The 12,722-nt window shown below is 71.1% G+C and carries 12 protein-coding genes and 1 tRNA gene; 8 read left to right on the top strand and 5 right to left on the bottom strand.

All coding sequences use genetic code 11. The annotated features are described in order from the left end of the window. Positions 1-19: 19 nt before the first annotated feature. Together pta and K3N28_RS02115 are read right to left on the bottom strand one after the other, a co-directional pair. Positions 20-2,137 carry a phosphate acetyltransferase gene (gene pta / locus K3N28_RS02110; RefSeq protein ID WP_374209644.1) on the bottom strand — a complete coding sequence of 706 codons (2,118 nt, stop codon included), beginning with the start codon at positions 2,135-2,137 and terminating at the stop codon, positions 20-22. 304 nt (positions 2,138-2,441) lie between these two features. Next, positions 2,442-3,587: a citrate synthase/methylcitrate synthase gene (locus K3N28_RS02115; protein ID WP_228090824.1), complete on the bottom strand. Its 1,146-nt coding sequence runs from the start codon at positions 3,585-3,587 to the stop codon at positions 2,442-2,444. A 285-nt stretch (positions 3,588-3,872) separates the two neighbouring features. Between K3N28_RS02115 and K3N28_RS02120 the strand changes: the two genes are divergently transcribed. The 4 genes from K3N28_RS02120 (at position 3,873) to K3N28_RS02135 (ending at position 7,260) form a co-directional block, all read left to right on the top strand. Beyond that, positions 3,873-4,253, top strand: a complete 381-nt coding sequence (locus tag K3N28_RS02120) for a PASTA domain-containing protein (protein WP_228090825.1) — start codon at positions 3,873-3,875, stop codon at positions 4,251-4,253. A gap of 150 nt (positions 4,254-4,403) precedes the next feature. Continuing rightward, positions 4,404-4,586, top strand: coding sequence for a hypothetical protein (locus tag K3N28_RS02125; protein WP_228090826.1), 183 nt, complete (start codon positions 4,404-4,406; stop codon positions 4,584-4,586). A gap of 455 nt (positions 4,587-5,041) precedes the next feature. Next, the gene (locus K3N28_RS02130) at positions 5,042-6,520 is read left to right on the top strand and encodes an MFS transporter (protein ID WP_228090827.1); all 1,479 of its coding nucleotides are present in this window, start codon (positions 5,042-5,044) and stop codon (positions 6,518-6,520) included. Between the two features lie 95 nt (positions 6,521-6,615). Continuing rightward, positions 6,616-7,260, top strand: coding sequence for a TetR/AcrR family transcriptional regulator (locus tag K3N28_RS02135; RefSeq protein WP_228090828.1), 645 nt, complete (start codon positions 6,616-6,618; stop codon positions 7,258-7,260). 103 nt (positions 7,261-7,363) lie between these two features. Here K3N28_RS02135 and K3N28_RS02140 read toward each other — a convergent pair. The 3 genes from K3N28_RS02140 to K3N28_RS02150 all read right to left on the bottom strand — a co-directional run bounded on the left by K3N28_RS02140 (position 7,364) and on the right by K3N28_RS02150 (position 8,885). Then, positions 7,364-7,436: transfer RNA gene (locus K3N28_RS02140), tRNA-Gly, on the bottom strand. Positions 7,437-7,560: 124 nt separating this feature from the next. After that, complete coding sequence (locus K3N28_RS02145; protein ID WP_228091379.1) at positions 7,561-8,217, bottom strand: GNAT family N-acetyltransferase; 657 nt, start codon at positions 8,215-8,217, stop codon at positions 7,561-7,563. Beyond that, positions 8,217-8,885 carry a GNAT family N-acetyltransferase gene (locus K3N28_RS02150; RefSeq protein ID WP_228090829.1) on the bottom strand — a complete coding sequence of 223 codons (669 nt, stop codon included), beginning with the start codon at positions 8,883-8,885 and terminating at the stop codon, positions 8,217-8,219. Before K3N28_RS02150 ends, K3N28_RS02145 begins: the two co-directional genes overlap by 1 nt. Before the next feature lie 121 nt (positions 8,886-9,006). Here K3N28_RS02150 and K3N28_RS02155 point away from each other — a divergent pair, with 121 nt between their 5' ends. The 4 genes from K3N28_RS02155 to K3N28_RS02170 all read left to right on the top strand — a co-directional run bounded on the left by K3N28_RS02155 (position 9,007) and on the right by K3N28_RS02170 (position 12,719). Continuing rightward, on the top strand, positions 9,007-9,447 hold the full coding sequence (locus K3N28_RS02155; protein WP_228090830.1) for a winged helix-turn-helix domain-containing protein: 441 nt from the start codon (positions 9,007-9,009) through the stop codon (positions 9,445-9,447). Continuing rightward, positions 9,381-9,626: a hypothetical protein gene (locus K3N28_RS02160; protein ID WP_228090831.1), complete on the top strand. Its 246-nt coding sequence runs from the start codon at positions 9,381-9,383 to the stop codon at positions 9,624-9,626. The genes K3N28_RS02155 and K3N28_RS02160 overlap by 67 nt, the downstream gene beginning before the upstream one ends. An 88-nt stretch (positions 9,627-9,714) precedes the next feature. Continuing rightward, positions 9,715-12,120: a phosphoketolase gene (locus tag K3N28_RS02165; RefSeq protein WP_228090832.1), complete on the top strand. Its 2,406-nt coding sequence runs from the start codon at positions 9,715-9,717 to the stop codon at positions 12,118-12,120. A 110-nt stretch (positions 12,121-12,230) separates the two neighbouring features. Next, entirely contained in the window at positions 12,231-12,719 is a 489-nt protein-coding gene (locus tag K3N28_RS02170; RefSeq protein ID WP_228090833.1) for a DUF4188 domain-containing protein, read from the top strand. Positions 12,720-12,722 lie beyond the last annotated feature (3 nt).

Below are 12,722 nucleotides of genomic sequence, written 5' to 3' on the forward strand. Positions count from 1 at the left end.
CCTTCGGTGCCGGGCTCGGCTAGGCGGTCTGGCTCGCCTGGATGGCGGTCAGGGCGACGGTGTTGACGATGTCGGGCACGGTCGCGCCCCGCGACAGGTCGTTCACGGGCTTGCGCAGGCCCTGGAGCACCGGCCCCACGGCGATCGCCCCGGCGGAGCGCTGCACGGCCTTGTACAGGTTGTTGCCGGTGTTCAGGTCGGGGACGATGAAGACCGTCGCCTTCCCGGCCACCTGCGACTCCGGCAGCTTCGTGCCCGCGACGCCGGCGTCGGCGGCGGCGTCGTACTGGATCGGCCCCTCCACCGGGAGGTCCGGCCGGCGGGACCGGACGATCTCGGTGGCCGCCCGGACCTTGTCCACGGCTTCGCCGTGGCCCGAGGTGCCGGTGGAGTAGGAGAGCATCGCCACGCGCGGTTCGACGCCGAACTCGGTGGCGGTGTCAGCAGAGGATAGCGCGATGTCGGCGAGCTGCTCGGCATCGGGGTTCGGGTTCACCGCGCAGTCGCCGTAGACGAGGACGCGGTCCTCCAGGCACATGAAGAACACCGAGGAGACCACGGCCACTTCGGGTTTGGTCTTGATGATCTCGAAGGAGGGCCGGATGGTGTGGGCGGTGGTGTGCACCGCGCCGGAGACCATGCCGTCGGCCATGCCCGTGTGGACCATCATGGTGCCGAAATAGGACACGTCCGCCACGGTGTCGTAGGCCTGGTCCGCGGTGACGCCCTTGTGGGCGCGCAGCTGCGCGTACTCCTTCGCGAAGCGCTCGCGGATCTCGTGGTCGCCCGGGTTGAGGACGGCGGTCCCGCCGAGGTCGACGCCCAGTTGCGCGGCCTGCGAACGGATCTCGGACTCCTCGCCGAGGAGGGTCAGGCGGGCGACGTCGCGCCGCATGAGGATCTCGGCGGCCTTGAGGATGCGCGGCTCGGTGCCCTCGGGCAGCACGATGTGCTTGTCGAGGGACTTCGCGCGCCCGATCATGGCGTGCTCGAACATGATCGGCGTGACCACGGTGGGCTTGGCGAGGGCGAGCCGGTCGAGGAGGTCGTCGCCGTCCACGCCCGCGGCGAAGCCTTCGAGCGCCCGGGTGATCTTGCGCTGGCCGCCCGAGGCGAGCGAGCCGGACACGTCGCCGACGAGGTTGGCCATGTCGAAGGTGTCGTGCTGCACCAAGGCGATCGGCAGGCGCGAGTCGAGCCCCGCGACGATGTCGAGGATCTGCGGCTCGGGCCGGATGCCGCCGGTGAGGAACACCGCGGAGAGGCTCGGCGTGCCCTCGGCCTGGTGGGCGGCGAGGAGTCCGAGGAGGACCTCGGAGCGGTCGCCGGGGAGGATCACGGCCTTGTCGTCGGCGAGTCGGGTGAGGAGGTTCGGGAGGGTCATCGCGGCGACGACCACGTCGCCGACGGTGCGGGTGAAGACCTCGGGGTCGCCGGAGATGAGCGTGGCGTCGGCGGCGTCGATGAGCTCGCCGACCGTGGGGGCCTCGATCATCGGGTCCTCGACGATGACGCCGGTGCCGGGGTGGGCGGCCTTGACGAGCTCGGCGTCGGCGGCGTCGACGCGGTTGACGATGGTGCCGAGCACGGTCGCGTGGTCGGCTTCGGCCTGGGCGACGCCGAAGCGCAGCGCCGCGGCGATGTCGGCGGGGGTCTTGCGGTAGCCGGTGATGACGAGCAGCATCGGCGCGGCGAGGTTCACGGCGATGCGGGTGTTGTAGGTGAACTCGACGGAGGCGCCCACATCGGAGTAGTCGGAGCCGACGACGAGCACGACGTCGTGGGCGTCGGCCAGCGCGTGGTAGCGCTCGACGATCTGGGTGAGCGCGGCGTCGGCGTCGGCGCGCACGTCCGAGTAGGTGACGCCGACCGAGGCCTCGTACGGGCTCGAGAGCCGGTACCGCTCGCGGAGCACGGCGATGACGGGGTCGCCCTGCGGCCGGGCGTCGGTGTGCAGGCCGCGGGGGTCGGGCGCCGGGCGGGCGTGCTCGTCGCGGACGATGGGGCGGAAGACGGCCACGGAGCCGGCGCGCCGGGTGAGCAGGTCCATGACGCCGACCGCTACGGCCGACTTGCCGCTGCCGGGGTCCAGACTGGCGAGATAGAGACTTTGAGCCACGGCTCCAACGCTATCCATCCTGTGTCTGCCGCGCAGCGGATCTGCGCGGCGGCTCACCTGTGAGCCGCGCCTGTGACCGAGCGGTCCCGGCCGGGCCGCCGGGACCGGGCGGGCGCGGCCACGGAGGCCGGTGCGGCCGCAGTCCTGGTGCAGGCTGCCGACGACCGTCCCCGACCCCCGCCCGCCCGCCCGGGGACCGTAGCCTCGATCCTCCCGCGCGGGTGCGACGAGAACCGGGCGGTGCGGCGCGCATGTCACCCGGACGTGTGCGGTGAGGCGTGGCCGGCGGCGCTCGCCGCAGGCCGCGCCCCGCCGCGCACCGTCATGCCGCGAAGCCGCCCTCGGGGACCGGCTGCGGCGGCGGGGCGCCGACGTAGCGGGCCCGCGGGCGGATGATCTTGGAGTCCCTGGCCTGCTCGAGGATGTTGGCGCTCCAGCCGACCACGCGGCTGGAGGTGAACGTGGGCGTGAACATCGGGCGCGGCACGCCCGCGAGCTCCATGACCACGCCCGCGTAGAACTCGACGTTCGTGTAGAGCTTGCGGTCGGGCTTGACCTCGGCGAGGATCTCGATCACGCGGCGCTCGACGGTCTTGGCGAAGTCCACGATGTCGCCGCCGAGTTCGTCGGCGACGTCGCGCAGGTGGAGCGAGCGCGGGTCGTCGGTCCGGTAGACGGCGTGGCCGAAGCCCATGATGCGCCGCCCGGCCTCCAGTTCCCCGCGGACCCAGGCGTCGATGTTCTCGGGCCCGCCGATCGCGTCGAGGGCGTCCAGCGCCCGGGAGGGCGCGCCGCCGTGGAGCGGCCCGGAGAGCGCCCCGACCGCGCCGACCAGGGCCGCGCCGAGGTCGGCGCCGGTGGAGGCGATGACGCGGGCGGTGAACGTGGAGGCGTTGAAGCCGTGGTCGACGGTGAGGATGAGGTAGTGCTCGACGGCGCGCGCGGCGGCCTCGGAGGGCACCTCGCCGGTCATCATGTACAGGTAGTTGGCCGCGTAGCCGAGGTCCTCGCGCGGGTCGAGCGGTTCGAGGCCCTGGCCGAGCCGCCACATCGCGGTGAGGATCGTGGGAGTGACGGCGCACGCGAAGAGGGCGTCGTCGGCGCGGGCGTCCTCGTCGATGTCGAGCACGGGCTTCATCGGCCGGGCCGCGCACGCGGCCGAGAGGGCGGTGCGCAGGGCGTCGAGCGGCGAGGCGCCGGTGAGGTGCGGCAGGAGTTCGCGCAGCTGCGGAGTGAGGGTCCGGTACGGGGCGGTCTGCGCCTTGAACTCCTCGAGCTGCGCGCGGGTGGGCAGCGCCGCACGGGTCATGAGGTACCAGACCTGCTCGAAAGAACAATGCTGGGCGAGGTCTACGGCGCTGTACTGCCGATAGTGGTAGAAGCCCTCCTCGCCGCGGACGTCGCCGATCTCGGTGTCGGCGACGATGACGCGGTCCAGGCCTTTGGGGACTTCGATGAATTCGGTCATAAGGTACTCCTCGTCCGGCGCGCCTGTGGGCCGCCTCGTGACGTTTCCTGTCGAGTTCGCCGCTCCGGTTCGCTTGACAGCCTACGGGATTTCGTCCGGCCGGGGTTCGAACGCCCACCCGGGGAACCGCCGCCGGACGCCGGAGGTCACACTGGTGCGGAACCGATCCCTCGGGCGGGCCCGCCGTGAGACGGGCTCGGACGGCGATCGTCTCCCTGCCCGACAGCAGCGCACGCCCCCGCGAGCCGCCGGACTCCGACACTCCATGGCCCGCAGGCGATCGCGTTGCCGACGCCGTCAGAGGAGGCGGCCGATCCGCAGGACGAAGACGGCGGCGGCGAAGGCGGCGACACCGACGGCGAGCCCACGGGCGACGACGATCCCGAGGTCCGGAACGAGACCAGCGAGCCCGATCAGCCGAAGGAGGGCGGCGGCGAAGTGCCGAGCGTCCTCGGTCCGACGGCGTTCGAGGCCCGCGACGAGCTTGCGGCGCAAGGGTTCGCGAACGCCGTGGCGGCCGTCGGGTATTTCGCGTTCTCGCCCGAGCCCGAGCACTGCGAGGTGATGACGCAGTCGCCGCGCTCGGGCCAGACGGCCGACTACTCCGCGCAGATCACGGTGTACTACCACAGCCGCAACAGCGTCGGCACCGGCTGCGAGTGGTGAGCCGCGCAGACGGTCCTGTGTGGCCGCCGGTCCGGGAGGCGGGCCGCAACGGCGTTCGGGTTGACCGGTCGGGACCCGGCCTGAATGATGGAGAGGACGACCGGTAGAAAGGTCGAGGCACGGTCGGCCTCTGACGGGATTGGGATCAAGTTGGACGAAGGTTTGAACTCCGCGCCCGGCGTGGTGGTCGGGGTGCTCCTCATCATCGCGGCGATCATGTGGTTCTCCCCCGGCGCGCGCCACAAGTTCCGCAAGGCCACGCTGTGGCTGGTGATCGCGGCGGTCGCGATGATCATCATCTTCGGCTACCTGAACGCGGGCCAGCAGACCTGAGCCCGGCCGCGGCGCCCGCAGGCCCGCCGTGGTGCGCAGCGATCGCGGGCGGCCGCACCGGTTCGGGGACCTGAGCGCGGCGTCGACCGCCGGTGCCCGCCGTGCGGGCCTGCGCGCCCGAGCGCCGCGACCGTCGACGACCGCCGTTCCGGTCCCGACCATGGGCACCGCCCAGCAGACCCGATCACGGCGGCGACCACCAGTTCGCGGCCCCGGCCCCCTTGCGCCTCGCGACGTCCTCCTCCCATCTCAGGTGGTCATTGGCGGTCTTCCGGATGCCGGTTGTGAAGGCCGGAGCCCGATGCTTCCTTCGCTCGCCTGCCCACAGGCGGGCGTTTTCGCTGTTCATCGGATGGCGGGAAAATCTTCGGACTCGTAGTGGAACAGATCATTCCGGTCTGCTATAGTGGAATCAAGCGTTCCGTTCCAACGAACTCGCACCCACTGGAGTCACCGTGAGCCTGTCCACCGAAGCCCCTCCCGTCACCGCCGTCGAACCCGAGAAGCCTGCTGCCGCGACCGAATCGCCCGCGCCGTTCCCCCGCCGCTGGCTCGGTCTCATCGCGATCCTCGCGGCGACCCTCCTCAACCTGCTCGACGCCTCGATCGTCAACGTCGCCGCCCCGGCGATCCGGGCCGAACTCGGCGGCAACGCCTCGCACCTCCAGTGGCTCGCCGCCGGATACACCCTCACCCTCGCGATCGGCCTGCTCACCGGCGGCCGCCTCGGAGACATGTTCGGCCGCAAGCGCGTCCTCATGATCGGCCTGGTCGGCTTCATCGCCGCCTCGGTCGCCTGCGGCGCGGCCGGGTCGATCGGCCTCCTGCTCGCCGCCCGCGTCGTCCAGGGCGCCTTCGCGGCCGTGATGGTGCCGCAGTGCTTCGGACTCATCCGCGACATGTTCGGCCGGGACATGGGCAAGGCCTACGCGCTCTTCGGCCCGATGATCGGCCTCGCCTCCATCGCCGGACCGATCGCGGCCGGCCTGCTCGTCGACGCCGACCTGTTCGGCACCGGCTGGCGCTCGATCTTCCTGCTCAACCTCCCGCTCGGCATCGCCGCCCTCGTCCTGGGCGTCAAGACCCTCCCGGCGGGCGCGCCCACCGTCAAGCACCTGAAGCTCGACCTCGGGGGCGCGGTCGTCGCCGCCGTCGGGATGTGCCTCCTGCTCGTCCCGCTGGTCGAAGGCCACGAACTCGGCTGGCCCGCCTGGTCGCTCGTCATGCTCGCCGCCGCGGTCCCGGTCCTGGCGGTCTTCGCCCGCGGCCAGGTGCGCCGCGCCCGCTCCGGCCGGACCGCGCTGATCGAGCTGAGCGTCTTCAAGAAGCGCTCCTACACCTCCGGCAGCGCGTTCGTGGTCGTCTTCTTCGGCGCGGTCACCGGGTTCTCCCTCGCGGTCGGCCTGTTCCTCCAGCTCGGCCTCGGCTTCAGCCCCCTCAAGGCGAGCCTGGCGATGGCCGCGTGGGCGGTCGGCGCGTTCATCGGCTCCGGGTCCAGCGCGGGCCTCGCGCCGAAGCTCGGACGCGGCGTCCTGCACCTGGGCCTCGCCGTGATGACCGTCGGCCTGGTGGTGCTGTGGTTCCAGTTCGGCGCGGCCGCGGCTCCGGGGACGTGGGCGCTCGCTCCGGCGCTGCTGGTGTACGGGATCGGGATGGGCATGATCTTCGTGCCGCTGTTCGGGATCATCGTCGGTGAGCTCGAAGACCACGAGGTCGGCTCGGCCTCGGGCCTGCTCGAGTCCTTCCAGCAGGGCGCGGCGGCGCTGGGCGTGGCGGGCCTCGGCACGGTCTTCTTCAGCCGGTTCGCCATCGGCGACGGCGCGGCCGAGTCGATGGGCGCGGCGCAGTGGGTCACCGGGTTGACCGTCGTGCTCACGGTGATCGCGTTCTTCGTGGCCTTCGGCCTGCCGAAGCAGGCGAAGGCCGAGCACTAGGCGGTCGATCTCCCGCCGACCGGTCGGGCCCGCGAGGGCGCGCCCGGTCGGCGGCGTATCAGAATGAACTACTCTGTTCCAGTTAGGATGCCGTCATGACCGACAAGCCGCTCAGCGGACGCAAGGCACAGGCCGCCCGCAACGACAAGCTCATCCTCGAGGCCGCCCAGGAGGTGTTCGTCGCCGACCCGGAGGCGCCGATCGCCGAGGTGGCCAAGCGCGCCGGCGTCGGCATCAGCGCACTGTACCGGCGCTACCCGAGCAAGGAGGATCTGGTCCGCAAGCTCTGCAGCGACGGCCTGGCCCGGTACACCGAACTGGTGCGCGAGGCGCTCGAGGACGAAGGCGACCCTTGGGAGGCCTTCCGGGCCTTCATGAGAGGAGTCGTCTCAGCCGACACGCCTTCGATCACGGTCAAGCTCGCGGGGACCTTCACGCCCACTCCGGACATGTTCGAGGCCGGCGTCGCGGCGGACGCGCTGAACCGGGCACTCATCGTCAAGTTGAGGGATGCCGGCGTCCTGCGCGAGGAGGTGGAGAACGGCGATCTCGCCCTCGTGACCGAGTCGATCGCCTCGATCAACCTCGGCAGCGGGGAGCGGACGCGAGAATTGCGCCTGCGGGCCTTGGAGCTGTATCTGGAGGCGCTGCGCGCCCCGGGTGCAGCGCCACTGCCGGGCACGGCCCCGAGCGAGGAGGAGATGGGCGCCCGCTGGGTGCCGAAGAACGTCAAGGAATAGGGATGCGGCAGAGGGCCTCCGGCCGGGAGGCCCTCGCCGAGCACGCCCCCGCTGCGGAGGCGAACGAAAAGGCCCGGCGAAACCGCCGGGCCTTGCACATCTGAGCGGACGACCGGGATCGAACCGGCGACCTACACCTTGGCAAGGTGTCGCGCTACCAACTGCGCTACGTCCGCATCTCGCGGGATCGCCCCGCGAACGAGCATTACTGTAGCGCATCGTTCAACGGGACTTCATGGGGCCTTGGGTCCGTTTGGGGCGCGGCTCACGCCTGAGCCGCGCCCCAAGCCCGCTCATCGCTCACGCATCGGGCCCGAGGCCGAGCGCCCGCAGCACGTCCTCGTCGAGGCCCTCGATCGCGACCTCGTGCCTGCGGTGGGCCTCCCAGTCCTCGCGGGTGAGCCGCCAGCGCCGGTCGACGCGGCGTTCATTCCGCAGCACGTGGTGCTCGATGCCGTCGGCCCGGTAGCCGAGTTTGCGCGAGACGCCCGCCGAGGGCTCGTTGCCGTCGAACGAGGCGCTCACCGCGTAGTCGGCGCCGAGCCCGTTGAAGAGGAAGTCGAGCACGGCGGCGCGCATCTCGGTGCCGACGCCCTTGCCGTGGTGGGCGAGGCCGAGCCACGAGCCGGTGGCGCCCTCCCGCTTGACCTTGAAGTCCTTCGCGGCGACCTCCTGCATGCCGACGACCTGGCCGTCGAAGACGGTGACGAACGGCAGCGTCCAGTCCTCCGGTGTCGCGTTCATGATCGCGCGCATCTGCCATTGGATCGTGGCGCGGCCGCGCTCGACCGGTTCGGCCTCGGTCCAGGGCGTGGGGAACGGCATGAAGTCGGGGTCGTGGACGCCCGCGGCGGCCTGGTCGGCGAGGGCGACCAGGTCGCCGAGGTCGGGCAGGCGCAGTTCGAGCCGTTCGGTGCGCAGGCGGATCCGGTAGATCGGCAGGTAGTCGGTGAGCATCACGCGTCGCTTTCTGACACGCCGAGGCCGAGCATGTCGAGGACGTCCCGGTCGAGGCCTTCGACGGCGACCTCGTGCCGGCGGTGCGCCTCCCAGGCCTCGCGGTCGAGTCGCCAGCGCTGCTCGGTGCGGCGGACGTCTTGGACCACGGGGTGCTGGATGCCGTCCTCGCGGTAGCCGAGGCGCCGCGAGACGCCCGCGGAGGCGCCGTTGCCGTCGTAGGAGCCGCTGGTGGCGTATTCGGCGTCGAGTTCCGCGAACGCGAGGTGCAGCACGGCGGCGCGCATCTCCTTGCCCAGACCTCGGCCCTGGAAGGCCAGGCCGATCCACGAGCCCGTGCTGACCTCGCGGGTGACCGCGAACCGCGTGCCCCTCAAGACCTGCACACCGATCGGCTTCCCTTCGTGGAAGACGACGAAGGGGAAGCCCCAGTCCTGGGCGTCCCAGCGGCCGATGGCCCGGTGGTACCAGAGCGCGACGCTGCGGGCGACCGCCTCGGGTCCGCCTTCGGTCCAGGGGACGCCGAAGGGCATGAAGTCCGGGTCGTGGACCCCCGCCGCGGCGGCGTCGGCGAGCGCGGCCAATTCGTCGAAGGACTCGGGCAGGCGCAGTTCCAGGCGTTCGGTGCGCAACCGGAGCCGGTGGACGGGGAGGTGGTCGGCCAGCATGTCCTGATTCTTCCGCCGGGCGTCGCTGCGCGGCAACCCGTTTACGACCGCTCCGGCCCGGCATTTGCGTCTCGATCTGACATGTGTCAGAATTTTCTGACATACGACAAGGATGGTTTTCATGGAGGACGAGGAGTACACCGGCGCGGCCCTGCTCGCGGCCTGCTCGGCCCTGGCGAACCCGCACCGGCTGCGCATCCTCGGCGCGCTCGCGGACGGGCGCCAGTACGTGAGCCTGCTGGCCCGCCGGCTGGGCATGAGCCGGCCGCTGCTCCACATGCACCTGCAGAAGCTCCAGGCCGCGGGCCTGGTGACGGGTTCACTGGAGCTCTCGGAGGACGGCAAGGCCGTCAAGTACTTCGAGGCCGTGCCGTTCGCGCTCCGGATCACCCCGCAGATCGTCAAGGCGTCGCTGCCGACGCTGCCCGACACGGGCAAGACCGACCCTCCGAAGACCGACGCCGACAAGACCGACCCAGAGAAGGAAGCCTCGTTATGTCCACTGCCAACGCCGGGATGCTGTTCGTCTTCGGATTCGCCCTGCTCATCGCCGCGATCGTGATCGCGGCGATGCTCGTCTGGGCCTCGACCAAGAAGGCGCAGGCCTCGGCCGCCCGCGAGGCGAACTACCGGGAGCTCGCGGAGCGCACCGGCGCGGACTCGGCCGAGATCAAGGCCTCGCTCATGGAGATCAAGAGCCGCCTGGTGTCGGTGGAGCGGATGCTCAAAGAGGTCGACTGAACAGCGCGGCGCGCGGGCGCGTCGATCAGGCACGAGGAATTCTTGCGAATCACCATGCGCCCGCGCCGGATACGGCACCCTCGGACGCATGGACACCTCCAAGACCCGCCACTCCGACCCCGCCGCCTCGCACACCGCGGCGCCGCTGGACGACGCCGAGCTCGCCCGGATCGACGCCTACTGGCGCGCCGCCAACTACCTCACCGTCGGCCAGATCTACCTGCTCGACAACCCGCTCCTGCGCGAACCCCTGCGGCCCGAGCACATCAAACCGCGCCTGCTCGGCCACTGGGGCACCAGCCCTGGCCTGAGCCTGATCTACGCGCACCTCAACCGCTGCATCACGGCCCGCGACCTCGACATGATCTACGTGGCCGGGCCCGGCCACGGCGGCCCCGCCATCGTGGCGAACACCTGGCTGGAGGGCACCTACCCCGAGCTGCATCCGTCGGTGGACCACTCCGAGGACGGCATGCGGAAGCTGTTCCGCCAGTTCTCCTTCCCCGGGGGCATACCGTCCCATGTGGCCCCCGACGTGCCCGGCTCGATCCACGAGGGCGGCGAGCTGGGCTACGCCCTCTCGCACGCCTACGGGGCCGCGTTCGACAACCCGGACCTCACCGTGGCCTGCGTGATCGGCGACGGCGAGGCCGAGACCGGCCCGCTGGCCGGATCGTGGTTCTCCAATGTGTTCCTCAACCCGGTCTCGGACGGCACGGTCCTGCCGATCCTGCACCTCAACGGCTACAAGATCGCGAACCCGACGATCTTCGCGCGCATCTCCGACGAGGACCGCGTCTCCTTCTTCCGCGGCGCGGGCTACGAGCCGCACCTGGTGGAGGGCGACGACCCCGCGGAAGTCCATCAGCGGCTCGCCGCGGCGTTCGACGCGTGCTTCGACCGTATCGCCGAGATCCGCGCCGACGCCCGGCGGCGCGCGGACGGCGAACCGGTGCGGCCGCGCTGGCCGATGGTGATCCTGCGGACCCCCAAGGGGTGGACCGGACCCGAGGAGGTCGACGGCGTCCCCGTCGAGGGCACGTGGCGAGCCCACCAGGTGCCGCTCGCGGCGGTGCGCTCCGATCCCGAGCACCTCGCGATGCTCGAATCCTGGATGCGGTCGTACCGGCCCGAGGAGCTGTTCGACGCCACCGGCAAGCCCGTCCCGGAGCTGCTCGGCCTCCCTCCGGAGGGCGAGGCGCGCATGAGCGCCAACCCGCACGCCAACGGCGGTCTCCTGCTGCGCGACCTGGTGCTGCCGGACTACCGCGAGTACGGCGTCGCGATCGAGGGCCACGGGCGCACGCTCGGGGAGGCCACGCGGACGCTGGGCGCGTGGCTGCGGGACGTCATCGCCGCGAACCCGGACCGGTTCCGGCTCTTCGGGCCCGACGAGGTCGCCTCGAACCGCCTCAGCGCGGCCTTCGAGACCACCGACCGGCAGTGGGAGGCCGAACTGCTGCCGACCGACGAGCACCAGGCCCCGCACGGACGCGTCATGGAAGTCCTCTCCGAGCACCTGTGCCAGGGCTGGCTGGAGGGCTACCTCCTGACGGGCCGGCACGGGCTGTTCACCAGCTACGAGGCGTTCATCCACATCGTCGACTCGATGTTCAACCAGCACGCCAAATGGCTCGACGCCTCCGGCGGCATCCCGTGGCGCCGCCCGGTCGCCTCGCTCAACTACCTCCTGTCGAGCCACGTGTGGCGCCAGGACCACAACGGCTTCTCGCACCAGGACCCGGGCTTCATCGACCACGTCATGAACAAGAAGGCCGACGTCGTCCGCGTCTACCTGCCGCCGGACGCCAACACTCTGCTGTCCACCATGGACCACTGCCTGCGCTCGCGGCAGTACGTCAACGTGGTGGTCGCCGGGAAGCAGCCGGCGCTCCAGTACCTGAGCATGGACGAGGCCGTGCGCCACTGCGAACGGGGCCTCGGCATCTGGGAGTGGGCGTCCACCGACGACGGGCACGAGCCGGACGTGGTGCTCGCCTGCGCCGGGGACGCGCCGACCCTCGAGGTCCTGGCCGCCGCCGACCTCCTGCGCCGCCACCTGCCCGACCTGCGCGTGCGCGTGGTCAACGTCGTGGACCTCATGCGGCTCCAGCCCGACTCCGAGCACCCGCACGGCCTGACCGACCGCGAGTTCGACACGGTCTTCACCACCGACAAGCCGATCCTCTTCGCCTACCACGGCTACCCGTGGCTCATCCACCGCCTGACCTACCGCCGCACCAACCACCGCAACCTCCATGTGCGCGGCTACAAGGAGGAGGGGACCACGACGACGCCGTTCGACATGGTGATGCTCAACGACCTCGACCGCTACCGCCTCGTCATCGACGTCGTGGACCGCGTGCCGGGCCTGGGCCCGAACGCCGCGGGCCTGCGGCAGGAGATGGTGGACGCCCGGCACGCGGCCCGGGAGCACACCCGCCTCCACGGCGAGGACGTGCCCGCCGTCGCCGAGTGGCGCTGGTCGGGCTGACCCGTCTCCTCAAGCGGCGCAGCGGCATCGGACGACGCCTTGACACGAGGTGAACACGCTTCGTCAGTCTCTTGAGGGAGGTACGCTCGCAACCCCTTGGAGGACTGCACGTGGCGAAGGTCAGACCCGGTCGCGTCGTAGTCGACCACGACGAGGACCTCGTGGTCTTCACGGTCGGCATGCGGATCAACAAGTTCTGGAAGTTCGGCAAGTGGGTCCCGGTGTTCACCGCCATGCCGCGGATGCTGCGGGAACTGGAGGCCGACCCGGACCTCGGCCTGCTCGACTCGCGGATCATGGTCGGCGGCCGCGTGATCATGGTCGTCCAGTACTGGCGCAGCGAGGACCACCTGGAGCGGTACGCGCACTCCCGGGTCCACGGCCACCGCGGCTTCTGGAAGTGGTTCAACCGCAACGTCAAGAGCAACGGCGAGGTCGGCCTCTGGCACGAGCTGTACCGGGTCCCGGCCGGGGCCCACGACACCTCCTACGTCAACATGCCGCCGTACGGGCTCGCCAAGGCGACCGGGGATCGGGCCGCCGAGCGGACCGACCCGGACGACCACGGCCACGAGACCGGGACCGGGACCGTCCACTAGATC

It is taken from the genome of Glycomyces sp. TRM65418 (assembly GCF_019710475.1).
In the GTDB taxonomy this organism is placed as follows: domain Bacteria; phylum Actinomycetota; class Actinomycetes; order Mycobacteriales; family Micromonosporaceae; genus Glycomyces.